This is a genomic window from Burkholderiales bacterium (assembly GCA_036262035.1).
GTDB lineage: Bacteria > Pseudomonadota > Gammaproteobacteria > Burkholderiales > SG8-41 > JAQGMV01.
In genome coordinates, this window is record DATAJS010000032.1 from 115,140 (window position 1) to 137,028 (window position 21,889).

23 protein-coding genes, 2 tRNA genes and 1 pseudogene are annotated in these 21,889 nt (G+C 66.9%); 2 read left to right on the forward strand and 24 right to left on the reverse strand.

The features are described from left to right. Nucleotides 1-203 precede the first annotated feature (203 nt). On the forward strand, nucleotides 204-332 hold the full coding sequence (locus VHP37_32485) for a hypothetical protein (GenBank protein ID HEX2831098.1): 129 nt from the start codon (nucleotides 204-206) through the stop codon (nucleotides 330-332). Nucleotides 333-455: 123 nt separating this feature from the next. On the opposite strand, the gene VHP37_32490 is transcribed toward VHP37_32485, so the two are convergent. From VHP37_32490 to VHP37_32600, 23 genes and pseudogenes are all read right to left on the reverse strand, one after another. Beyond that, nucleotides 456-529: transfer RNA gene (locus VHP37_32490), tRNA-Cys, on the reverse strand. A gap of 89 nt (nucleotides 530-618) precedes the next feature. Then, nucleotides 619-694: transfer RNA gene (locus VHP37_32495), tRNA-Gly, on the reverse strand. A 42-nt stretch (nucleotides 695-736) separates the two neighbouring features. After that, nucleotides 737-1,303 carry a CDP-diacylglycerol--glycerol-3-phosphate 3-phosphatidyltransferase gene (gene pgsA / locus VHP37_32500; protein HEX2831099.1) on the reverse strand — a complete coding sequence of 189 codons (567 nt, stop codon included), beginning with the start codon at nucleotides 1,301-1,303 and terminating at the stop codon, nucleotides 737-739. Further along, nucleotides 1,303-3,105: an excinuclease ABC subunit UvrC gene (uvrC, locus tag VHP37_32505; protein HEX2831100.1), complete on the reverse strand. Its 1,803-nt coding sequence runs from the start codon at nucleotides 3,103-3,105 to the stop codon at nucleotides 1,303-1,305. Before uvrC ends, pgsA begins: the two co-directional genes overlap by 1 nt. Before the next feature lies 1 nt (nucleotide 3,106). Then, entirely contained in the window at nucleotides 3,107-3,748 is a 642-nt protein-coding gene (locus VHP37_32510; GenBank protein ID HEX2831101.1) for a uracil-DNA glycosylase, read from the reverse strand. Continuing rightward, entirely contained in the window at nucleotides 3,745-4,680 is a 936-nt protein-coding gene (locus VHP37_32515) for a cation diffusion facilitator family transporter (GenBank protein HEX2831102.1), read from the reverse strand. Before VHP37_32515 ends, VHP37_32510 begins: the two co-directional genes overlap by 4 nt. Next, nucleotides 4,677-5,738, reverse strand: coding sequence for a beta-N-acetylhexosaminidase (nagZ, locus tag VHP37_32520; GenBank protein HEX2831103.1), 1,062 nt, complete (start codon nucleotides 5,736-5,738; stop codon nucleotides 4,677-4,679). Before nagZ ends, VHP37_32515 begins: the two co-directional genes overlap by 4 nt. Beyond that, the gene (gene acpS / locus VHP37_32525; GenBank protein ID HEX2831104.1) at nucleotides 5,731-6,126 is read right to left on the reverse strand and encodes a holo-ACP synthase; all 396 of its coding nucleotides are present in this window, start codon (nucleotides 6,124-6,126) and stop codon (nucleotides 5,731-5,733) included. The genes nagZ and acpS overlap by 8 nt, the downstream gene beginning before the upstream one ends. Then, entirely contained in the window at nucleotides 6,123-6,860 is a 738-nt protein-coding gene (locus tag VHP37_32530) for a pyridoxine 5'-phosphate synthase (GenBank protein HEX2831105.1), read from the reverse strand. The genes acpS and VHP37_32530 overlap by 4 nt, the downstream gene beginning before the upstream one ends. A gap of 10 nt (nucleotides 6,861-6,870) precedes the next feature. Further along, nucleotides 6,871-7,602: a DNA repair protein RecO gene (gene recO, locus VHP37_32535; protein ID HEX2831106.1), complete on the reverse strand. Its 732-nt coding sequence runs from the start codon at nucleotides 7,600-7,602 to the stop codon at nucleotides 6,871-6,873. Then, on the reverse strand, nucleotides 7,599-8,492 hold the full coding sequence (gene era / locus VHP37_32540; protein HEX2831107.1) for a GTPase Era: 894 nt from the start codon (nucleotides 8,490-8,492) through the stop codon (nucleotides 7,599-7,601). The genes recO and era overlap by 4 nt, the downstream gene beginning before the upstream one ends. Before the next feature lie 23 nt (nucleotides 8,493-8,515). Continuing rightward, a pseudogene (gene rnc / locus VHP37_32545) lies at nucleotides 8,516-9,157 on the reverse strand (ribonuclease III). A gap of 28 nt (nucleotides 9,158-9,185) precedes the next feature. Beyond that, on the reverse strand, nucleotides 9,186-9,539 hold the full coding sequence (locus tag VHP37_32550; protein HEX2831108.1) for a DUF4845 domain-containing protein: 354 nt from the start codon (nucleotides 9,537-9,539) through the stop codon (nucleotides 9,186-9,188). Nucleotides 9,540-9,550: 11 nt separating this feature from the next. Continuing rightward, nucleotides 9,551-10,354: a signal peptidase I gene (lepB, locus tag VHP37_32555; GenBank protein ID HEX2831109.1), complete on the reverse strand. Its 804-nt coding sequence runs from the start codon at nucleotides 10,352-10,354 to the stop codon at nucleotides 9,551-9,553. 133 nt (nucleotides 10,355-10,487) lie between these two features. Further along, nucleotides 10,488-12,278: a translation elongation factor 4 gene (gene lepA, locus VHP37_32560; protein HEX2831110.1), complete on the reverse strand. Its 1,791-nt coding sequence runs from the start codon at nucleotides 12,276-12,278 to the stop codon at nucleotides 10,488-10,490. Nucleotides 12,279-12,336: 58 nt separating this feature from the next. Further along, complete coding sequence (locus tag VHP37_32565; GenBank protein ID HEX2831111.1) at nucleotides 12,337-12,621, reverse strand: glutaredoxin family protein; 285 nt, start codon at nucleotides 12,619-12,621, stop codon at nucleotides 12,337-12,339. Nucleotides 12,622-12,623: 2 nt separating this feature from the next. Next, complete coding sequence (locus tag VHP37_32570; GenBank protein HEX2831112.1) at nucleotides 12,624-14,021, reverse strand: DegQ family serine endoprotease; 1,398 nt, start codon at nucleotides 14,019-14,021, stop codon at nucleotides 12,624-12,626. A 115-nt stretch (nucleotides 14,022-14,136) separates the two neighbouring features. After that, nucleotides 14,137-15,165, reverse strand: a complete 1,029-nt coding sequence (locus tag VHP37_32575) for a MucB/RseB C-terminal domain-containing protein (protein HEX2831113.1) — start codon at nucleotides 15,163-15,165, stop codon at nucleotides 14,137-14,139. Nucleotides 15,166-15,169: 4 nt separating this feature from the next. Then, nucleotides 15,170-15,700 (reverse strand): sigma-E factor negative regulatory protein, encoded by a 531-nt coding sequence (locus VHP37_32580; GenBank protein HEX2831114.1) that lies wholly within the window; start codon nucleotides 15,698-15,700, stop codon nucleotides 15,170-15,172. A gap of 2 nt (nucleotides 15,701-15,702) precedes the next feature. Then, nucleotides 15,703-16,302: an RNA polymerase sigma factor RpoE gene (gene rpoE, locus VHP37_32585; protein HEX2831115.1), complete on the reverse strand. Its 600-nt coding sequence runs from the start codon at nucleotides 16,300-16,302 to the stop codon at nucleotides 15,703-15,705. Between the two features lie 192 nt (nucleotides 16,303-16,494). Further along, the gene (locus tag VHP37_32590) at nucleotides 16,495-18,012 is read right to left on the reverse strand and encodes a glycine betaine ABC transporter substrate-binding protein (GenBank protein ID HEX2831116.1); all 1,518 of its coding nucleotides are present in this window, start codon (nucleotides 18,010-18,012) and stop codon (nucleotides 16,495-16,497) included. Beyond that, a complete protein-coding gene (locus VHP37_32595; GenBank protein ID HEX2831117.1) occupies nucleotides 18,009-18,737 on the reverse strand; it encodes an ATP-binding cassette domain-containing protein in 729 nt (242 codons plus the stop codon). Before VHP37_32595 ends, VHP37_32590 begins: the two co-directional genes overlap by 4 nt. After that, complete coding sequence (locus VHP37_32600) at nucleotides 18,721-19,566, reverse strand: polysaccharide deacetylase (GenBank protein ID HEX2831118.1); 846 nt, start codon at nucleotides 19,564-19,566, stop codon at nucleotides 18,721-18,723. Before VHP37_32600 ends, VHP37_32595 begins: the two co-directional genes overlap by 17 nt. 69 nt (nucleotides 19,567-19,635) lie before the next feature. Between VHP37_32600 and VHP37_32605 the strand changes: the two genes are divergently transcribed. Continuing rightward, a complete protein-coding gene (locus tag VHP37_32605) occupies nucleotides 19,636-20,967 on the forward strand; it encodes an aspartate aminotransferase family protein (protein HEX2831119.1) in 1,332 nt (443 codons plus the stop codon). Nucleotides 20,968-20,972: 5 nt separating this feature from the next. Here VHP37_32605 and VHP37_32610 read toward each other — a convergent pair whose 3' ends face one another. Next, entirely contained in the window at nucleotides 20,973-21,824 is an 852-nt protein-coding gene (locus VHP37_32610; protein ID HEX2831120.1) for a class I SAM-dependent methyltransferase, read from the reverse strand. Between the last annotated feature and the right edge of the window lie 65 nt (nucleotides 21,825-21,889).

Here is a 21,889-nt window from a genome sequence, read left to right on the forward strand (position 1 = left end):
GGAGCAGCGGCCTATACGGATATCACGGCATCCGCCCGGATACCCAAATCAACCAGCACTCGCGGAACGTGTTGCAATGAACATGTTGCGGGTCCATACGGGGCTGGGGGCGAGTACGCAGTCATATCCAAAGCCCGCCGATAGGCGTGCCTGGGATGCATTCGTCATCGGGGGTACGCGCTTCTTATTGGAGCCAGTCAGTGATGATCGGCGCCGACTTTCCCGTTCTGGAGTACGAGAAGATCGTCGCCGACTGGCGCTCACTCGGCTACCCGGAAGAGGTGCTCGACAAGATCCTTTACCGGAATGCCGAGTCGTATTTCAAAGTTTGATCGGCGACTCGCGGGTACTGCCAGATCCACGGCAACGTTTTCAAGTTCCACCCACCGCGACAGCTTTCGTCGGCGCCGTGAATGTTCCGCGGATTCTTATAGTTATCGTATTAGATAACTGGCTGGAGGCGGGGGTCGGAATCGAACCGGCGTACACGGCTTTGCAGGCCGCTGCATAACCACTCTGCCACCCCGCCCGGGGTGTGCTGCCAGCGCATCGGACGGGCGTCCGGCGCGCACGGGACAAAAAAGAGGGGGAAACGAATGTTTCCCCCGGGGAGAATTCTGGAGCGGGAAACGAGGCTCGAACTCGCGACCTCAACCTTGGCAAGGTTGCGCTCTACCAACTGAGCTATTCCCGCGTCGAGCTGCGAATTATACGCGAATACAAAGTTTTGGGGCAACTACCGCTTCCACGCGAGCGGCAGCGAGAGCTTCAGGTACCACACCATGGACACGAGGGTCAGGACGGCGGCGATATAGACGAGCCACGTCCCCCAGTACTGGGGATCGAAGGCGCCGATCGGGTCGTAATAGAGCAGCATCGGGATCGCCACCATCTGCGACACCGTCTTGATCTTGCCGAGCATCGACACCGCGACGCTCTTGGCCTCCCCGATCTTGGCCATCCACTCGCGCAGCGCCGAGATGGTGATCTCGCGGCCGATGATGATGAGCGCGACGACCGCGTGCACGCGCCCGAGATGCACCAGGACGATGAGCGCTGCCGCAACCATCACCTTGTCGGCCACCGGGTCGAGGAACGCCCCGAAGGCGGAGGTCTGGTTGAGCTTGCGGGCGAGCCAGCCGTCGAGCCAGTCGGTGATCGCCGCCGCGGTGAAGATGACGGTGGCGACGAGGTTCTGGTTCGGCGCCGAGACCCAGCTCTTGTCGAAATAGAAGATTCCCACGAACAGCGGTATCAGGAGGATCCGCGCCCACGTGAGCAGGTTCGGCAGGTTGAGCGGCATCAGTGCAGCTCCTCGTAGATCTTCTCCGCGAGCACGCGGCTGATGCCGTCGACCTGCGCCAGGTCGTCGACGCTCGCGGCGAGCAGCCCGCGCATGCCGCCGAAGCGCACGAGCAGGCGCTGCCGGCGCTTCGCGCCGATGCCCGAGATCGCTTCCAGCGGCGAGACGTTGCGCGCCTTGGCGCGCCGCGCGCGGTGGCCGGTGATCGCGAAGCGATGCGCCTCGTCGCGGACCTGCTGGATGAGATGCAACGCCGGATGGTCGGGACCGAGCACCAGCGCCTCGGGCTTGTTCGGGATGAAGAGCTGCTCGAGCCCGGGCTTGCGCTCCTCGCCTTTGGCGACTCCCACGAGCGGCACGTCGGTCAGGCCCAGCTCGGTGAAGACTTCGACCGCCACCCCGAGCTGTCCCTTGCCGCCGTCGATCAGCACCAGGTCGGGCAGCTTGCCCTCGCTCGCCACGATCTTGCCGTAGCGGCGCGACAGCACCTCGCGCATCGCGCCGTAATCGTCGCCGGGCTCGACGCTGCGGATGTTGTAGCGCCGGTATTCGCTCTTCTGCATGGCCCCGCGATCGTATACGACGCACGAGGCCACTGTCGCCTCGCCCATGGTATGGCTGATATCGAAGCACTCGATGCGCTGCATCGATTCGCCGAGCTCGAGCGCCTGCTGGAGCGCGGTGAGCCTGCGCTCGGCGGTCGACTGCGAGCTCGCCGCCTGCTCTGCGCCGAGCTGCGCGTTCTTCTGCGCCATCTCCAGCCACACCCGGCGCGGCCCGGTCGGATTGACGTTGATGTGCACCTTGCGGCCCGCCTGCTGCGACAGCGCCTCCTCGAGCGCGCCGGGCTGGAAGCCCGCGCCGACGACGATCTGCCGCGGGATGCCGTGGCGCAGGTAATGCTGGGCGATGAACGCTTCGAGCACCTCGTCCTCGGAGAACTCCTCGGCGTTCTTCGGAAAGAAGTTCTTGTCGCCGAGATGGTGGCCGCCGCGGATCATGACGAGGTTCACGCAGGTGATGCCGGAGACGCGATGCAGGGCGACGACGTCGGTGTCGCGCCCGCCCTCGTCGCTCACGAACTGGCGCTCGCGCACGCGGCGCAGCGCCGTGATCTGGTCGCGCACGATCGCGGCTTCTTCGTATTCCATGCGCTCGGCCGACGACTCCATGCGCGCTTCGAGCCGCTCCATGACCTCGTCTTCCTTGCCGGAGAGGAAGAGCTCGGCGCTCTTCACGTCTTCCGCGTAACCCGCCGCGTCGATCAGGTGCACGCACGGCGCCGTGCAGCGCTTGATCTGGTGCAGGAGGCACGGCCGCGAGCGGTTGGTGAACACCGTGTCCTCGCAGGTGCGGATGCGGAAGACCTTCTGCATGAGCTGGATGCTCTCGCGCACCGCGCCGGCGCCGGGGAACGGGCCGTAGTAATGATGGCGCGCGTCGAGGCTGCCGCGGTGGAAGCCGAGGCGCGGGTATTCGTGGCCGGTGACGACGAGATAGGGATACGACTTGTCGTCGCGGAAAAGGATGTTGTAGCGCGGGTTGAGCGCCTTGATCAGGTTGTTCTCGAGGAGCAGCGCCTCGCCTTCGGAGCGGGTGACCGTCGTCTCGACGTTCGCGACCTGCCCCACCATGATCGCGATGCGCGGGCTGTGGCCGGCGGTCTTCTGGAAGTACGACGACACGCGCTTCCTCAGATCGAGCGCCTTGCCGACGTACAGCACCTCCCCCGCCTCGTTCAGCATGCGGTAGACGCCCGGCAGGTGCGGCAATCCGGCGATGATCTCGGCGACGTCTGCCATGTCACGACCCGTTCGCGAGATGCTCGCCGATGCGCTCGAAGACGTCGCGGAACATGGCCTCGGTGAGCCGGCGCGTGTTGGTGTTGTAGCGGCTGCAATGGTAGCTGTCGAAAAGCACCTTGCCGTCGGGAAGCACGTGGCGGGCCGCATGGGCGAACGGGTGCCCGTTGCGCTTCAGTCCCAGGGCCATCAGCACCGCCTGGTGCGCGATCGCGCCGAGCGCGAGGATCGCGGCGCGCCCGGGCAGCGCCTCCAGCTCCGCCTTGAGATAGGCGTTGCATTGCCGCACCTCGGACGTCTCCGGTTTGTTCCCGGGCGGCAGGCATTTCACCGCGTTGGTGATGCGGCAGCGCTTGAGCTTCAGGCCGTCTTCCGGCGCGACCGACACCGGCCGGTTCGCGTAGCCGTAACGGTGCAGCGTCTCATAAAGAAGGATGCCCGCGTAATCGCCGGTGAACGGCCGCCCGGTGCGATTCGCGCCGTGCATGCCGGGCGCGAGTCCGACGACGAGCAGGTCCGGCCTGGCGGCGCCGAAAGGCGCGACGGGTCGGCCATGATAGTCCGCATACTCCTCGCGCACGCCGGCGAGGTGCTTCGACAGCCTCGGGCACGCGCGGCAGTCGGTAGTGAACGCGGCGCTCATGAGGGTCGCTGCCCGCGCGGCCAGACGGTGACCGTCGCACGTTGCGGCCGCGGATCGACGAGCTCCGGCTGCAGCGTCACGTGATCGATGCCGTATTCGGCATGCAGCATCTCGCGGCTCGCCTGGAGGATGCGCGGCCAGTCTTCGAGGCGCTCGATGTCGACGTGCGCCGACAGCGCGGCGCGCTCGCTGCCGATGCTCCAGATGTGCAGGTCGTGCACCGTGACCACGCCGGCCACGCGCGCGAGCGCCCCGCCGATCTGCGCCATGTCGAACGCGCTGGGCACCCCTTCCATCAGCACGTGCAGCGTGTCGCGCAGCAGGCGCAGCGTGGTGACCAGGATCAGCACCGCGATGAGCAGCGAGAGGATCGGGTCGATCAGCACCCAGTCGGTGACGTACACCACCGCGCCGGCGATCAGCGCGGCGAGCGAGCTCACGAGATCGCCGAGCACGTGGATCATGGCGGCGCGCGAGTTGAGATCGGAGTGCCCCCGGCTCAGCACGAACATGACGCCGATGTTGACGAGCAGCCCGATCGCCGCGATGACCATCACCGCCACCGCCGTCACCGGCCGCGGATCGAGCAGCCGCTGCACCGCCTCGACCACCAGCAGCACGATGATGCCGAGCATGATGAGACCGTTGAGCGTCGCGCCGATCACTTCGGCGCGCGCGAGGCCGTACGAGTGCTTCAGTCCCGGCGGACGGCGCGCGACCCACGCCGCGCCCGCCGCCAGCGCGAGCGCGAGGGCGTCCGAGAACATGTGGCCGGCGTCGCTCGCCAGCGCCAGCGAACCGGACATGAGGCCGCCCGCAAGCTCGACGATCGCGTAGGCGAGCGTGATCGACAGCGCTAGCGCGTAGGCGGGCGGGCCTTCGCCGTGGTCGTGCGCATGGCCGTGGTGATGGGGGTGGGCGTGCGCGCTCATGCGAGCGGCAGCTCGCCGCTTTCGTCGCCGAGGCCGGCGATGGCGTGCAGGGCCGCGACGTAGCGCGCGTCCTCGCGCAGCTCGATCGTCGATTCCGCGGCGGGCCGGCCGTGCAGCCTGGCGAGGCGCGCGAGCGAGACCGCCGGCATCGTGCGGTGCATGCGCCGATACAGCTCGTCCACGGTCTGCGGCTCGTTGCAGATGAGCACCATGTCGCAGCCCGCGTCGAGCGCCGCGCCCGCGCGCGTGGCGATGTCGCCGAAGGCCTTGGCGCCTTCCATCGAGAGATCGTCGCTGAAGACGAGGCCGTCGAAGCCGAGGCGCTCGCGCAGGATGCGCTTCAACCACACCTCGGAGAATCCCGCGGGCTTGGAGTCGACCCTGGCGTAGACGATGTGCGCCGGCATCACCGCCGCCACACCCGATTCGATGAGCCGCACGAACGGCACGAGATCGTCGGCTTCGATCGCGTCGTACTCGCGCTCGTCGACAGGGAGCTCGCTATGCGAATCGGCCCGCACGTGGCCGTGGCCGGGGAAATGCTTGCCGACCGCGGCCATGCCCCCGTCCTTCATGCCTTGCGTGAGCGCGCCCGCCAGCGCGGCGACGGCCTCGCGCTCGCGATGGAACGAGCGGTCGCCGATGACGCTGCTCGAGCCGTGGTCGACGTCGAGCACCGGCGCGAAGGACAGGTCGACGCCGTGCGCGCGAAGCTCGGCGGCCAGGATGAAGCCCAACGCGTGGGCGAGCTTCGCCGCGTGCTGGGCGTTGCGGTCCCACGCGCGGCCGAGGGCGCGCATCGGCGGCAGCCGCGTGAAACCATCGCGAAAACGCTGCACGCGCCCGCCTTCGTGGTCGACCGCGACGAGCAGCGCCGGCTCGCGCAGCGCGTGGATCTCCGCGGTCAGCGCGCAGAGCTGCTCGGGCGACTCGTAGTTGCGCGCGAACAGGATGACGCCGCCGGCCAGCGGATGCAGCAGCCGCTCGCGGTCGTCGGCGGTGAGCCTCAAACCGGCGACGTCGGCGACGACCGGCCCGAGCGGTTTGTTCTCAGCCATGCCCGTGGGTCGCGGACTCGAGCACCACGCACGCGCAGGCGAGGCTCTTCTCGTCGCTGATCGTGAGATGGTGGCCGACGATGCGCTCGCGTTCCATCATCGCCTGGAGCTTGAAGTCGAATTGCAGGCTCGGCTTGCCGAGCCCGTTCTGGACGACGCTGATGCACTGCAGCGTCACGGGATAGCGAAAGCCGGTGCCCATCGCCTTGGAGAACGCTTCCTTTGCCGCGAACCGGTTCGAGACATACAGCACCTTCTTCGCCGTTTTCTCGTAGCCCGGCCACTCCACCGCGGTGAGCACGCGGCGCGCGAAGCGCTCGCCGTAGAGGCCGAGCAGCCGCTCGATGCGATGCGGCTCGACCACGTCTATGCCGATGCCGTAGATCAACGAGCGTGTCCGATCGCTGCGAGGTAGCCGCGCACCGTCGCCGCGAGGCCCTCTTCGAGCGCATCGGCGATGAGCGCGTGGCCGATAGAGACTTCGAGCACGCCCGGCACCTCGGCGACGAAGCGCGGCAGGTTCTGCTGGTTCAGATCGTGGCCGGCGTTGACGCCCAGCCCAGCCGCGGCGGCCGCCGTCGCGGCGGCGGCGAACTGCGCGCGCGCTTCGGCTTCGCGCGCGGTGCCGAACGCGGCGGCATACGGCTCGGTATAGAGCTCGACGCGGTCGGCGCCGACCGCCGCCGCGCCCGCCATCGCGTCCGGATCGGCGTCCATGAAGAGGCTCACGCGCACGCCGAGGCGCTTCACTTCGGCGATGAGCGGTTTCAGACGCGCTTCGTGACGCGGAATGTCCCAGCCGTGATCCGACGTGAACTGGCCCGGATCGTCGGGCACGAGCGTGAACTGGTGAGGCTTCACCTCGCGCACGAGGTCGAGCGCGTTCTCGAACGGATTGCCTTCGATGTTGTATTCGGCGTGCGGGTAGCGCCGGAGCAGCGCGGCGAGCTCGTGCACGTCCTCGGTGCGGATGTGGCGCGCGTCGGGCCGGGGATGGACGGTGACGCCGTGCGCGCCGGCGTCGAGCGCGATCTGCGCCGCGCGGGTCACGCTCGGAATGCCGAGGTGGCGCGTATTGCGCAGGAGCGCGACCTTGTTGACGTTGACGCTGAGCTTCGTCATGCGCTTGACGCTAGAGCTCCTGAAGGTCCCGCAACAGCTGGCGCGTGTGGAGCTCCTGGTCGCCGAGATGGTGGTTGATGAGCAAACGCATCAGCGCTTTGCTCTGCGCAAGGGTGGTCGCGCTCCGATAATCGTTCGATTGCATGTCGAGCAAAGTCTGGCCGACCAATTCTACCCCGTTTCTCCCGGCATCCGGCCCTGCGCGGACCGGTCCTTTCTCGAGCAGATAGGTGTAACGCGCCTCGGCGGCGATCGGCTGTCCGGTGTCGACGTCGCGGTCGAGCGTCACCGCGTAGCCGAGCTCGGACAGCAGGCTCTTCTCGAACCCGCGCAGGATGCGCGCGTGGTCGCCGCCCGGCGCGAGCTCCAGCAGCGTCTCGGCGTAGTGGTCGAACAGCCGCTCGTGTGCGTCGTGCCGCGCGAGGAGCTTCAGCATGAGCTCGTTCAGGTAGAAGCCGCAGATGAGCGAAAGCCCCTTCAGCGGGTGATAGCCGCCGTGCCATTCGGCGCGGATCAGCGTGTGCAGCTCGCCTTTGCCCGACCACGACACGAGCAGCGGCTGGAACGCGAGCAGCACGCCGCGCAGAGCCGACTTCGGACGCCGCGCGCCTTTGGCGACCACCGCGACGCGGCCGAAGTCGCGCGACAGGAGCTCGACGACGAGGCTCGTCTCCTTGAACGGGTAGCTGTGCAGGACGAACGCGGGCTGCGCATCCTGCCGCGTGGCGTCCCGTGTGCTCACTCGATACCCATGCGCTTCAGCGTCGCCGCGTCGTCCGCCCACCCGCTCTTCACGCGCACGAAGGTCTCGAGGAAGACCTTGCCGCCGAACAGCTTCTCCATGTCCTTGCGCGCCTGCGTGCCGACCGCTTTGAGCTTCTCGCCGTCCTTGCCGATGATGATCGGCTTCTGGTTCGGCTTGTCGACGAGGATGGCGACGTGGATGCGGCGCAGCGTGTCGGTCGTCTCGAACTTCTCCACTTCCACCGCGGTCGAGTACGGCACTTCTTCGCCGAGCAGCCGGAAGAGCTTCTCGCGCACGATCTCGCTCGCCAGGAAGCGCTCCGAGTGCGTGGTGATCTCGTCCTCGTCGTACAGGCGCTCGCCTTCGGGCAGGAGGGGCACGATCTCGCGCACGAGGTCTTCGACCTGCTGTCCGCGCTCGGCGGACACCGGCACGATGGCGGTGAACGGGTGGCGCTCGCTCATCGCTTTCGTGAAAGGCAGCAGCGTGCGCTTGTCCTTCACCTTGTCGATCTTGTTCATCGCGAGCACCACCGGCACCTTCTCGGGCATGAGCTTCAACAGCGCTTCGTCGCGCGCGTCGAAGCGTCCCGCCTCGATCACCCACACGACCGCGTCGACCTCTTCCAGCGCGGTGCGCACCGAGCGGTTCATGAGCCGGTTCATCGTCGAGCGATGCTGGGTCTGGAAACCCGGGGTGTCGACGAACACGAGCTGCCCCGCAGGCACCGTGAGGATGCCGTTGATGCGGTGGCGGGTCGTCTGCGGCTTGCGCGACGTGATGCTGATCTTCTGCCCCACGAGGTGGTTGAGCAGCGTCGACTTGCCGACGTTCGGCCGGCCGACGATGGCGACCAGACCCGCGCGGTGACCCGGGGCTACACTCATGTCGCCGCGCGCTCGTAGACCGCGCGCGCCGCCTGCTGCTCGGCGCTGCGCCGGCTCGCGCCGGTGCCGCGGCAGCGGATGTCCAACTCTTTCACTTCGCACTCCACTTCGAAAAGCTGTTCGTGCGCCTCGCCGTGTATGGCGATGACGCTGTAGCGCGGCAGCGCCATGCGGCGGCTCTGCAGGAATTCCTGGAGCAGCGTCTTGGCGTCCTTGCCGCTGGTCTGCGGGTCGATCTTCGACAGCGCGTCGCTGAAGAGCCGCGCGACGATGCCGTGCGCGGCGTCGAAGCCGCCGTCCAGGAACGCCGCGCCGATCACCGCCTCGACCGCGTCGGCAAGCATCGACGGACGCCGGGCGCCGCCGCTCCTGAGCTCCCCTTCGCCCAGCCGCAGGTGGCGGCCGAAGCCGGACTCGGACGCGATGCCGGCGAGCGAGGGCTGCGACACGAGCGATGCGCGCAGGCGCGACAGCTCGCCTTCGGTGAGTCCGGGAAATTTGCGGTAGAGCTCCAGCGCGACCGCGCAGTTGACCACGCTGTCGCCGAGGAACTCGAGGCGCTCGTTGTGCTCCGCGCCGTAGCTGCGGTGGGTCAGCGCCCGGGCGAGCAGCCCCGGCTGTTTGAAGCGGTACCCGATCGCGAGCTCGAAGCCTTGCAGGTCCATTGCAGCGGAGATCGGCCCGTCGCCATCGTTAATCGGACGTCGGATGGAAATCGATGCACGCGTTGACGTTGGCGAAGAGCTTCACCTTGACCGAGTAGTCGGCGGAAACGTGCAGGCCGTTCGCATCCTTGGCGTACTCGATGGCCGAGCCGTCGAGGTTCTTCACGTCGTCGACCATGGTGCGGGAGCTCCACGAGCGGTCGAGCTCGCCGCGGCTCGCCTTGCGCAGCGCGGGGTCCTCGGACATGCTCTTGAAGATCGTCTTGATCCTGTTGTACTCGAGGTAGACCGGAACGAGCTTGAAGCCGCCGATCGCCACGAGCACGACGATGAAGCCCAGCACGATGAGCCCGCTGAGGCTCAGCCCCTTCTGTCTGTTCATGGCTCCCCTTCTCATTCGATCCCGCGGCCGATGCGCCTGAACTCGTCGAAGTTCCACCAGATCAGAAAGGCCTTCCCGACGATGTTCTCCTCGGGGACGAATCCCCAGTAGCGGCTGTCGCTGCTGCTGTCGCGGTTGTCGCCCATCATGAAGTAATGACCGGGCGGCACCTTGCACGTGAACCCCTCGTCATTGTAGGCGCAATTATCGCGAGACGGAAAGTTGCCCACTCCCGACAGCTGCACCGGCGGCTGCTCCTTCTGTATGAGGATCGCATGCTGGTGCTCGCCGAGCTTCTCCTGGAAGCGCTGGGTCGGCACGAAGTTCAGCCCGCTTTCGACGTAGTTGAACTCGCCGTCGGCCTTGACGGGCATCTCCCGGCCGTTCACGGTGAGGCGCTTGTTCCGGTACACGACCTCGTCCCCCGGCAGACCCACCACGCGCTTGATGTAGTCGAGCGAAGGGTTGACCGGGTAGCGGAAGACCATCACCTCGCCGCGCTTGGGCTCGTTGACGTCGACGATCTTCATGTTGATCACCGGTAGACGGATCCCGTACGTGAATTTGTTGACGAGGATGAAATCCCCCACGAGCAGCGTCGGCAGCATCGAGCCCGAAGGGATCTTGAACGGCTCGACGAGGAACGAGCGCAGCAGGAAGACCACGAGGATGACGGGAAAGAAGCTCTTCGGATACTCGACCCACCACGGCTCGCGCGTGTCGGCGACGCGCCGCTTGGCGAGGACGGCATAGTCGAGCAGCCAGATGGCGCCGGTCACGACCAGCAGCACGAACATGATCAATGCAAAATTCATTGTTTTTCTCGTGAACGGTGACCCGTGAAACGTGACATGTGAAACGTGAAACGTGCGTCCCCGGATGTACCCGCGTCCGGCGGCTTGATCGGACGTTTACGTTTCACTTTTCACTTTTCACGTTTCACGAACCTTACTTCTCCACCTGCAAGATCGCCAGGAACGCTTCCTGCGGAATCTCGACGTTGCCCACCTGCTTCATGCGCTTCTTGCCTTCTTTCTGCTTCTCCAGCAGCTTCTTCTTGCGCGTGATGTCGCCGCCGTAACACTTCGCCAGCACGTTCTTGCGCAGCGCCTTGACCGTCTCGCGGGCGATGATGTGCGCGCCGATCGCAGCCTGCACCGCGATGTCGAACATCTGCCGCGGCAGCAGCGAGCGCATCTTGGAGGCGATCTCGCGGCCTCGATACGTCGCGTTCTCGCGATGCACGATCAGCGACAGCGCGTCGACCTTGTCGCCGTTGATGAGGATGTCGAGCTTGACGAGGTCGCCCGCGCGATACTCGATGAACTCGTAGTCGAGCGAGGCGTAGCCGCGCGACACCGACTTGAGCCGGTCGAAGAAGTCCATCACGACTTCGTTCAGCGGCAGCTCGTAGGTGAGCATCACCTGCCGCCCGAGGTACTGCATGTTCTTCTGCGTGCCGCGCTTCTGCGTGCACAGCGTGATCACCGCGCCGACGTATTCCTGCGGCACGAGGATCGACGCCTTGATCATCGGCTCGCGGATCTCGTCGATCAGCGTCTGGTCGGGCAGGCGCGACGGATTCTCGATCTCGATCACGCTGCCGTCGCGCATCGCCACCTGGTAGACCACCGTCGGCGCGGTGGTGATGAGCGACATGCCGTACTCGCGCTCGAGCCGCTCCTGCACGATGTCCATGTGCAGGAGGCCGAGGAAGCCGCAGCGGAACCCGAAGCCCAGCGCCTGCGACGATTCGGGCTCGTAGCGCAGCGACGAGTCGTTCAGGTGGAGCTTTTCCAGCGCGTCGCGCAGCGCGTCGTACTCGCTCGAATCGACCGGGTACAGGCCCGCGAAGACCTGCGGCTTGATCTCCTTGAATCCGGGCAGCGCCTCGGCCGCCGGCGCGCCCGCGAGCGTGAGCGTATCGCCCACCTGTGCCGCCTTGAGCTCCTTGATGCCGGCGATGACGAAGCCCACTTCCCCCGCCGACAGCGATTCCTTCTGCCGCGACTTGGGCGTGAAGACCCCGACCTGCTCGCAGAGATAGCTCGCGCCGGTCGCCATGAACTGGAGCTTGTCCTTGGGCTTCAACCTGCCGTCGACGACCCGCACCAGCATGACGACGCCGACGTAATTGTCGAACCACGAATCGATGATGAGCGCCTTGAGGGGCATCGAAGGATCGCCTTTGGGCGGCGGGATGCGCGCGATCACCGCTTCGAGGATGTCCGGCACCCCTTCGCCGGTCTTGGCGCTCACCTTGATCGCGTCCTGCGCGGGGATGCCGATGATGTCCTCGATCTCGGCGATCACCCGCGGCGGGTCGGCCTGCGGGAGGTCCATCTTGTTGAGCGCGGGCACCACCTCGACGCCGAGCTCGATCGCGGTGTAGCAGTTCGCGACGGTCTGCGCCTCCACGCCTTGCGAGGCGTCGACGACCAGCACCGCGCCCTCGCACGCCGAAAGCGAGCGCGAGACCTCGTACGAGAAGTCGACGTGCCCCGGGGTGTCGATCAGGTTGAGCTGGTAGATCCTGCCGTCGCTCGCCTTGTAATTGAGCGCCGCGGTCTGGGCCTTGATCGTGATGCCGCGCTCGCGCTCGAGGTCCATCGAGTCGAGCACCTGCGCTTCCATCTCGCGGTCCGACAGCCCGCCGCACGCCTGGATGATGCGGTCGGCGAGCGTCGACTTGCCGTGGTCGATGTGCGCGATGATGGAGAAGTTGCGGATATGCTGCATGAGAAAGGGCACCTGTTTTGGATCCAGGTGCCCTCGATAGAGCTATAAGCGCTTAATTTTAGCCGATTTTGGCCAGGTATTCAGTAACGCGACGCGCGTCCAGCCGGTGCCGGCAGAGCGCGTGCTCGCCGTGCGCGAGCACCGGGGTGTCCTCCCCGTAGCGCGCTTCGAGCGCGTCGTCCTCGTCGACATCGACGATCGCGAGCGAGAACGCAAAACGGGCCTGCAAGGTGCGCAGGCCCGCGATCATCTCGTCGCAGAGATGACAGTAGCTCCGGCTGTAGACCGTCAGGGTGACGGTTACGCGGCCTGCGCCCGCCGCGTCCGCGGGCGCGTGGTCCACGTTTACTGGCCGTCCACCCGGAACGGGATGTAGATTGAGTTCCCGGCGCGGCGCACGAGCAGCGCGACGATCCGGCCTTTCTCCACCTGCTGCATCAGCTGGGTGAACTGCTCGACCGACTTCACTTCCTGGTTGTTGACCTGCAGGATGACATCGCCGCGGCGGATGCCGGCGCGGGCGGCGGCGCCCTGCACCTCGCTCACCAGCACGCCGCCTTCGACCTTGAGCTCCTTGCGCTGCGCGTCGGTGAGCTCCTGCAGCGTCATGCCGAGCACGCCGGGCACGCCGGCCGGCGGCTTCGCACCGCGCTTCTGAGCGGCCGCTGCGGCGCGATCGTCCGGCAGCTCGGCGACCACGACCTGCACCTCGCGCGGCTGCTTGTTGCGCCAGAGCTGCATGGTCACCCGGGTGCCGGGCTTGGTAGCGCCGACGACGCGGGGAAGGTCTTCCGAGGACGCGACGGGCTTGCCGTCGAAGCGCAGGATGACGTCGCCCGGCTCGACGCCGGCCTTCTCCGCCGGACCGCCTTTCTCCACCGAGTTCACCAGCGCGCCGGCGGGTTTTTGCAGGCCGAAGCCGTCAGCAAGCTCCTTGGTCACCGGTTGAATGACCACGCCGATGCGGCCGCGGATCACGCGTCCGGTCGACTTGAGCTGCTGGGCGATGTCGTTGGCGACGTCGATGGGAATCGCGAACGAAAGGCCCATGAATCCGCCGGTGCGGCTGTAGATCGCCGAGTTGATGCCGACGACTTCGCCGCGCAGGTTGAAGAGCGGACCGCCCGAGTTGCCGGGGTTCACCGCGACGTCGGTCTGGATGAAGGGAACGAAGTTCTCCTGCGGCAGCGAGCGGCCCTTGGCGCTGACGATGCCGGCGGTCACGCTGTTCTCGAATCCGAACGGCGAGCCGATCGCCACCACCCATTCGCCCACGCGCAGCTTGTTGGGGTCGCCGAAGCGCACGAACGGCAGCCCGTTCGCGTCGATCTTCAGGAGCGCGATGTCGGTGCGGCGGTCGGCGCCGATCACCTTCGCCTTGAGCTCGCGCTTGTCGGTGAGCTTGACCGTGATCTCGTCGGCCTGGTCGACGACGTGCGCGTTGGTCAGGACGTAGCCGTCGGCGCTGATGATGAAGCCCGAGCCGAGCGACTGCGACTGGAATTCGCGCGGCGCGCCGGGGCCGGGGTTGGGCATGAAGCGCCGGAAGAATTCGTAGAACGGATCGTCCTCCGGGATGTTCGGCCCGCCGCGCTGCGCGAGCGGGTTGGTGCTCTTCATGGTGGTGCTGATGTTCACCACCGCGCCGCCGGACTTCTCGACGAGATCGGTGAAATCCGGAAGCTGCGCGAACACCTGCAGCGGGATGAGGAAGATCAGAGCGGCGACGAATCGTTTCAGCATGTGAAGACCCGATTTATTCGAATTGGTAATGGTACAAGACGCGGACGCACCGCGTGCGTCCCGTGATAACCCCTGTTGCGCAAGCGAAGCCGGGAACGTGAGCGTCAGGTGAATGTCACTGCGGCGCGCTGGCCGCGGCCGTCGAGTGCTTGGGCTCGACCGAGTTCGCGATCTGCATGATCGTCGCGGCGGGCGCCTCGCCCAGCACGGTCACGACGTGGTTGCCGTGGGGCCGCTTGTAGATGTTGACCGCACCCTGATGCGACAGCGACTGCGTCGGCGGAACCGACGGCATCGGTTCGATGAATATGGAGACCGCCGCGATCCCGTCGGACAGCACGATCTGCGACAGCGCGCCGGGCTTGCCGCCGAGCGAGCGCTTGGCTTCCATCATCTTCTTGAAGCCCGGGAACGACCTGGATACTGCCCAGCCGGTATCGGCCGGCGTCGGCTGCGGCACCGCGAACGCCGAACGGTCGACACGCCAGTTCTGCGAACGGCTCTTCTCGGCGTACCTCGACTTCACCTTGTCGCGGCTGAACGCGCCGCCGAGCGTGATCTGCGTGAAGCCGAACGATTCGATCGTCTCCCCGCGCTCGTTCAGGGTCTGCGCGCGCAGCGGCAGCGCCGTCCCGAGATCGGCGCAAAAGCGTCGGCCGTATCGGAGATGGTCCTTGGGCTCCAGCGCGATCCACTGGCAGTCGTAGCCCGCGACCCGGTCGACGCCGTCAGCCTTGATGCGGTAGTTCTCGCTGATGCCGTGGAGGGATTCGGGAACCAGCGCCGGAAAGTTGCGCGCGCTGCGGTTGCGGTCCTCGATCAGCACGGTCTTCGCGTTGGGCAGATAGCAGATGACCTGCTCGTTGCTGCGGATCACTTCGCGCGCCGGGCCGTCGAGCGTTTCGAGCTTCTCGAATTCTCCGCCGGAGGGATTGACGAAATGCGCGACGCGGGAGGTTTCGACGCTGTTGCCGTGCTGGTAGACGATCGTCCCGCTGTAGTTCTGCTGGCGCGAGGACGTCGCCATCTTCTTCAGCCACGCCATCGGGTCGGCGTGGGCGGGAGTTTCAGCGGCTTGCGCCGCGCCCGCGCACACCAGGAACAGCAGTGCGCAGCGGTGTGACCTGGAGCTGCCTGCGTTCACGCGTTCAGCGGCCCTGCTCGGCGGGTCGAACCGCGCTCACGCTGCGGATGTACGGCGCCACACCCTGGAATTCGCTGCTGGGGGAGACACCCTGATGCAGGAGGAAGTACTGGTTCATCGAGCTGTCGCTCGACACGCTCGCCGGAACCACGATGGCGTTCGGCACCGGCTCGGACTTGGCGATCTGGGACGGCGACTGCTCGGAGCCGCTCAGCGCGACCCAGGCGACGAGCGCGGCCGCGGAGACCGAGGCCGCCGCGGACAGCGCGTAGGTGGTGACCCGCCTGGGGGTGAGGACGGTCTTCTTCGGCGCGAGGATGGTGGGCTCGGCCTCGAGGCGTTCGGCGAACGCCGCGGAGAAACCCGAAGAAGAGAGTAAAGGCGACAGCAGCGGCTCGCGTTTGAGCGCGTCGCTGATCAGATGATAGGTTTCCCAGCGCTCGCGCAGCTCCGGGTCCTCCTTGATCTTCGCCAGTACGCCGCGGGCCGGATGCTCGTCCAGCTCGCCGTCCATCAATGCGGATACGCCATCCATCTCTACCATCTCCTGTCCTTGCGCGTGCCGAGCAGCGGTCGCAGTCGCTCCGCGATCGCCTCACGCGCGCGGAATATCCTCGATCGCACCGTGCCGATAGGACAATTCATGATGTTGGCGATGTCCTCGTAGCTCAACCCCTCGATCTCCCGAAGGGTGATGGCGGTGCGTAACTCTTCTGGCAGTTCTTCCAGTGTTTGGTTCACCGTTTCCGCGACCTGCCGGCTCATCATCTCGTTTTCCGGCGTGTTCAGGTCGCGGAGCTGGTCTCCGTCCTCGAAGCCTTCGGCTTCTTCGCTGTCGATGTCGGTGGTCGTGGGCGCCCTGCGTCCCATCGCCACCAGGTAGTTCTTGGCGGTGTTGATTCCTATTCTGTACAGCCACGTATAAAACGCGCTATCCCCGCGGAACGACGGCAGCGCCCGGTAGGCCTTGATGAAGGCCTCCTGCGTGACATCCTCGACCTCGGTCGGATCCCGGATGAACCGCGAGAGCAGCCGCCCGAGCTTCCGCTGGTACTTGCTTACGAGCAGCTCGAAGGCTTGCTTGTCGCCGCGCTGCGCGCGCTCGACCAACTGCTGATCGATCTCGCGATCGCTCATCTATTCCGTCCCTGAACCCTGCTTTTTTTTCCAAGTCTAGCGGTGATACCGGCCGGACAAAGGCGACAGTATAACCGTCCGGCCTCACCCCTAGGGACGCACGGGAGCGAAGCGACTGGAGGGCAGACCGGGCTCGCGCGATAAAGTTCACGCGGCCGCGCATGAAGTTAGCGCGCTGTGTTGAGCATCGCCTCACGCGCGACCCGCGCCCTCGCCCAGGCGCAGCCCGGCGGGCACCAGGCGGCGCTCGAGCAGGTCGAAACCCCATTGGACGATGAGCGCCAGCGCCGCCGCCGGCACCGCGCCCGAGAGGAGCACCGCAGCATCGTTCACCGCGAGCCCGGCCACGATGCGCTCGCCGTAGCCGCCGGCCCCGATGAAGGCGGCGATGGTCGCGGCCCCGACGCTGATCACCGCCGCCGTCTTGACCCCGGCGAGGATGCTGCGGCTCGCCAGCGGCAGCTCGATCCTCCGCAGCCGGAAGCCCGACGGCAGCCCCAGCGCCCGCGCCGATTCGCTCACGCCGGGCGGGATGTCGCCCAGGCCCGAGGCGGTGTTGCGCACGATGGGCAGGAGCGCATACAGAAAGAGCGCCACCACCGCCGGGACCGCGCCGATCGTCCCCATCAGCGTGATGAGGAAGGCGAGCAGCGCCAGCGCCGGGATCGTCTGCAGCAGCCCGACTACGGCCATGATCGCCGGCGCCGCCCGGCGCGAGCGATGCGCCCAGACCCCGAGCGGCACGCCCACCGCGACCGCCGGGATGAGCGAGGCGAAGACCAGCGCGATGTGCTGGAGCGTCACGCGGCCGAAATCGGGACCGAAGAGCACCTGCATGAACGAGCGAGCGGCCTGCGGCCGCGCTGCCTGAGCGTTCGCGGCGGGCGCGCCCAGGAATGCGCCGGCGACCTGCGCGAACGACCGCCCGTCCAGCTCGACCGCGGCGTTCATCTCGCCCATACGCTTCGCATCGATGCGGTTCTCCAGCTCGCTCAAGCTCGCCCACGTCTTCGGGTAGCGCCGGGGAAAATCGAGGCGGTACAGGACCACCGCGTCGTACGGCGGGAAGAACCGCCGGTCGTCCTGCAACAGGCGCACGCCGTAGCGGCCGACCTTGGCGTCGGTGGTGTAGACGTCCATGACGTCGATCTGCCCGGCTTTCAGCGCCTCGTAGGCGAGCCCGTGGTCGAGCCCGCGCGGCGCCTGCGGCAGGCCGTAGGCCGCCCGCAGCGCGTTCCAGCCGTCCTTGCGATTGAGGAATTCCTGGGAGACGCCGAGCTCGAGCGCAGGCTGCCGCACCAGGTCCGAGATGCGCGTCAGCCCGAGCGCCTGCGCGCGCGCTTCCCGCACGCCCAGCGCGTAGCTGTTGGAAAAACCGAGCGGGATCGCGACCCCGAGGCCGTCGCGCGCGAGCAGCTTCGAGAGCTCGTCGAGCGTCGGCGCGTGGTCCAGCCGCAGCAGCTCGAACGCGAGCGTGCCGGTGTATTCGGGATAGAGATCGATGCTGCCGGTCTTCAGCGCGGCGAACACCACCGCGGTATTGCCCAGCCCCTGCTGGTGGGTCACCCCCGCCTCGCCCGCCGCGCGCGCTTTCTGCGTGAGGATCTCGCCGAGGACGTACGACTCGGTGAAGCGCTTGGAGCCGACGTTGATCTCGGCCTGCGCCGCGGCGCACAACCACACCAGCGCGAAAACGGCTATCCGCCTCATACCGGCGGCCGCTGCGCCTGGACGAAGCGCGACACGTAAGGCGCGGCCGGACGCTCGACCAGATCGGCGATCGTGCCGCGCTGGACGACCTTCCCCTCGTACAGCATCACGATGTCGTCGGCAAAGAACGCCGCTTCGCCCATGTCGTGGGTGACGATGATCACGGTCTTGGCAAGCTTCTCGAAGATGGCGGCCAGCTCTTCCTGCAGCTCGTAGCGCGTCACCGGATCGAGCGCGCCGAGCGGCTCGTCGAGGAGCAGCAGCGGAGGATCGAGCATGAGCGCGCGCATGAGCCCGACGCGCTGGCGCTGCCCGCCCGAGAGCTGTTGCGGATAGCGCGCCAGCAAGTCCGCCGGGATGCTGACGATCTCGCGCAGCGCTTCGAGGCGCTGCGCGACGCGGTCTTCCTCCCAGCCGAGGTGGCGCGCGAGCAGCGCGACGTTGTCCGCGCACGTGAGGTGGGGAAAGAGGCCGCCTTCCTGGATGACGTAACCGATGGCGTGACGGACGCGGTCGGCGTTCTCTGCGGTCAGCACGTCGTCGCCGATGACGACCTGTCCGGTGTCGGGACGCACCAGCCCGACGATCATGCGCAGCAGCGTCGACTTGCCGCAGCCGCTGGCGCCGATCAGCGCGGTGGTCCGGCCGCGCTCGAACGAGAGGGTAAGAGGATGCAGCGCGACGCGCGCGCCGTAATGCTTGGAGACGCTATCGAGCCTGACCACCGGCCCGCCGCTCGTATTCGGCCGCCGCGCCCTCGAGCGTCATGAACACCGCGCCCTGCTCCCTGAGCGTGGCGATCAGCTTGTCGAGGATGACCATGCGGTGCCCGCGTCCGATCACGAAGGGGTGGAACGTGTAGGTGATCACGCCCCAGTCGAGGTTCTGGTTCAGATAGTGGAAGTCGTCCAGCCAGTTGCCCAGCACCGCGTTGGCGTTCATATTGCCCGGGAGGATCGTGGTCGGCGTGCGCAGGAACTCGAAGTGCGGGTAGTCGTCGAGCGTCCAGCTGATCGGCATCTCGAGGAGCCTGGTCTCGCTGCCGAAGACTGCGGGCTTCTCCAGCGTGATGACGTCGCCCTGCCGCACGCGATACGGGACGTAGTCGTCGCCCATCATGCTGCTGTCGTACACGAAGCCGTGTTTCAACAGGAGCTCGACCGAATGCGGCGAGAGGTCCCACGACGGCGAGCGGTAGCCGCGCGCGTAGCGCCCGGTGAGCTTCCTGATCTGCTCGTTGGCCCGGACGAGCTCTTCCTCCTCCTGCTCGCGCGTGAGCGTGGCAGGCGGGCGATGGGTCCAGCCGTGATGGCCGATCTCGTGGCCGGCATCGAAGACGCGGCGGCACGGGTCCGGATAGGTTTCCAGCGTGTGGCCCGGGATGTACCACGAGCTCGTCACGCCATGGCGCTTCAGCAGGTCGAGAATGCGCGGCGTGCCGACGTGCGGGCCGAATTCGCCCCGCGAGATCGGGCTTGGAGAGGTCATCCCGCGCGCGATCCAGCCCGAGATCGCGTCGAAATCGAAGGTGAGGCAGACGATCGAGCGGCCCATTACCGTATTCCTGTAAGCGTCGCCCGAATATAGCAAAATAACGCTTTACTCCCTCGAAAGCGCCCTGCCATGAACCCCAAAGACACGCCCCTCGATTCCTTCTGGATGCCGTTCACGGCGAATCGGCAGTTCAAACAGGCGCCCCGGATGCTGGTCGCGGCGAAGGACATGCACTTCACGACCGACGACGGACGCCGCGTGCTCGACGGCACGTCGGGGCTGTGGTGCACCAACGCCGGCCATTGCCGGCCGAAGATCGTCGAGGCGATCCGCGCTCAGGCGGGCGAGCTCGATTACGCGCCGCCGTTCCAGATGGGGCATCCGGGTCCCTTCCGCGTCGCCGAGCGCCTCAAGGCGCTGATGCCGGGCGACCTGGACCACACCTTCTTCACCAACTCGGGATCGGAGTCGGTCGATACCGCGCTCAAGATCGCGCTCGCCTATCACCGCGCGAAAGGCGAGCCGACGCGGCGCATCCTCGTCGGGCGCGAGCGCGGCTACCACGGCGTGAACTTCGGCGGCATCTCGGTCGGCGGCATCCCGAACAACCGCAAGGCGTTCGGCAACCTGCTCCCGCACGTGGCGCATCTGCCGCACACGCACAACCTCGAGCAGAACTCGTTCTCGCGCGGCCAGCCCGCGTGGGGCGCGCACCTCGCGGACGAGCTCGAGACGCGCATCGTCGCGCTGAACGACGCGTCCAGCATCGCCGCGGTCATCGTCGAGCCGATGGCCGGCTCGACCGGCGTGCTCATCCCGCCCAAAGGCTATCTCGAGCGGCTGCGCGCGATCTGTGACAAGCACGGCATCCTGCTCATCTTCGACGAGGTGATCACCGGTTTCGGCCGGCTGGGCTCGGCGTTCGCGTCGACGCTCTTCGGCGTGGTGCCCGACATGGTGTGCATCGCCAAGGGACTCACGAACGGCGCGGTGCCGATGGGCGCCGTCGTGGCGCGCCGGCACGTGCACGACGCGATCGTGAACGCGGCCGCCGAGAACACGATCGAGCTCTTCCACGGCTACACCTATTCCGGACACCCCCTCGCCTGCGCGGCGGCGCTGGCCTCGCTGGATACCTTCGAGGAAGAGAAGCTCTTCGACCGCGCGCGCGAGCTCGCGCCGTACTTCGAGAACGCGGTGCACAGCTTGCGCGAGCTGCCGCACGTCGCCGACGTGCGCAACCTCGGCCTGGTCGCGGGCATCGAGCTCGAGTCCATCCCCGGCAAGCTCGGCGCGCGCGCGTTCGACGTGTTCCTCAAGTGCTTCGAGAAGAACGTGATGATCCGCACCACGGGCGACATCATCGCGCTGTCGCCGGCGCTCATCATCAGCAAGCAGCAGATCGACGAGCTGGTGGGAACGATCGCCGACGTGCTGCGCGCGGCCGGCCGCAGCTCGTAACCGCGTTACGCGCCCGCGCTCCTGTCGAACACGAACTCGTTGCAGGACTCGCCCGTTTTCAGACGGGCGAGCGTGAAACCGCGCGCGCGGTAGAAGTCGAACACCTCACCGGGCCTGGAGACTTCGAAGGGATAGCCGCCGATCCAGTCGATCATGTCGCGGATGCGGCTCATGCCGCGGCCCCGCTTGTAGGTGCGGAACCCCGCGAAGTACTCGCCGAGCTGGAAGCGCACGAGATGGACCAGGAAGTAACGGATCTCGATCGGCGCGTAGACGAGCACCGTAAACACGCCTCTGAGCGCGGCCGGGAGCCTGCAGTAGATCCGTTTGACGGTCGTCCAGCGCCGGCTCGCGCCGCCCTCGTCGTTATAGAGCGCTATGAAGAGACGGCCGCCGTCAGCGACGAGCGGCACGACGTTGTCGAGCGCCTGCCACATCGCGCCGGTGTGGTGCAGCACGCCCCACGAGTAGACGATATCGAAGCGGCCAAGGCTGGCGAGATAGGCGGGGTCGAGCACCGACGCCTCGTCGACGCGCCACCGGGTGTCATCGGGAAAGTAACGGCGCTTGAGCTCGCGCGTGCACGCCACCGACTGCGGGTCGTAGTCGAAGGAGTGAACGGTGGCGCCCAGCCTGCACGCGGCGAGGCTGAAGAGACCGCTCCCCGAGCCTACGTCGATGAAGCGGCGCCCCGCGAGGTCCTGGACCTCGAGCATCTCGCGCAGCGACGCTTCCGCGCTGGCGATCCGTTCTTCATCGAGGAGCTCGAGAAAGCGCGCCCAGTTCGCGCCGAACGTGAAGCGCTCGCCCCTCTCGACTTCGAGTCGATGTCCCGCCGGAACCGCGTTGTCGGCCATGCGACAGCTCCCCCCGGAGCGGATCTGCGGCGCCCCGTCGGGCGCCGCCGCTCATCATAGCGGAG

Excerpts from the sequence above, each read along its gene's own strand:
- pgsA (HEX2831099.1), bottom strand. The coding sequence starts at position 1,303 with ATGCCGCTCAACCTGCCGAACCTGCTCACGTGGGCGCGGATCCTCCTG.
- VHP37_32550 (HEX2831108.1), bottom strand. The coding sequence starts at position 9,539 with ATGAACAGACAGAAGGGGCTGAGCCTCAGCGGGCTCATCGTGCTGGGC.
- lepB (HEX2831109.1), bottom strand. The coding sequence starts at position 10,354 with ATGAATTTTGCATTGATCATGTTCGTGCTGCTGGTCGTGACCGGCGCC.
- VHP37_32530 (HEX2831105.1), bottom strand. The coding sequence starts at position 6,860 with ATGACGAAGCTCAGCGTCAACGTCAACAAGGTCGCGCTCCTGCGCAAT.
- VHP37_32570 (HEX2831112.1), bottom strand. The coding sequence starts at position 14,021 with ATGCTGAAACGATTCGTCGCCGCTCTGATCTTCCTCATCCCGCTGCAG.
- VHP37_32485 (HEX2831098.1), top strand. The coding sequence starts at position 204 with ATGATCGGCGCCGACTTTCCCGTTCTGGAGTACGAGAAGATCGTCGCC.
- nagZ (HEX2831103.1), bottom strand. The coding sequence starts at position 5,738 with ATGGCTGAGAACAAACCGCTCGGGCCGGTCGTCGCCGACGTCGCCGGT.
- VHP37_32580 (HEX2831114.1), bottom strand. The coding sequence starts at position 15,700 with ATGGATGGCGTATCCGCATTGATGGACGGCGAGCTGGACGAGCATCCG.
- VHP37_32590 (HEX2831116.1), bottom strand. The coding sequence starts at position 18,012 with ATGAGGCGGATAGCCGTTTTCGCGCTGGTGTGGTTGTGCGCCGCGGCG.
- VHP37_32610 (HEX2831120.1), bottom strand. The coding sequence starts at position 21,824 with ATGGCCGACAACGCGGTTCCGGCGGGACATCGACTCGAAGTCGAGAGG.
- era (HEX2831107.1), bottom strand. The coding sequence starts at position 8,492 with ATGAGTGTAGCCCCGGGTCACCGCGCGGGTCTGGTCGCCATCGTCGGC.
- rpoE (HEX2831115.1), bottom strand. The coding sequence starts at position 16,302 with ATGAGCGATCGCGAGATCGATCAGCAGTTGGTCGAGCGCGCGCAGCGC.
- VHP37_32605 (HEX2831119.1), top strand. The coding sequence starts at position 19,636 with ATGAACCCCAAAGACACGCCCCTCGATTCCTTCTGGATGCCGTTCACG.
- VHP37_32510 (HEX2831101.1), bottom strand. The coding sequence starts at position 3,748 with ATGAGCGCCGCGTTCACTACCGACTGCCGCGCGTGCCCGAGGCTGTCG.
- VHP37_32515 (HEX2831102.1), bottom strand. The coding sequence starts at position 4,680 with ATGAGCGCGCACGCCCACCCCCATCACCACGGCCATGCGCACGACCAC.
- lepA (HEX2831110.1), bottom strand. The coding sequence starts at position 12,278 with ATGCAGCATATCCGCAACTTCTCCATCATCGCGCACATCGACCACGGC.
- uvrC (HEX2831100.1), bottom strand. The coding sequence starts at position 3,105 with ATGGCAGACGTCGCCGAGATCATCGCCGGATTGCCGCACCTGCCGGGC.
- VHP37_32600 (HEX2831118.1), bottom strand. The coding sequence starts at position 19,566 with ATGGGCCGCTCGATCGTCTGCCTCACCTTCGATTTCGACGCGATCTCG.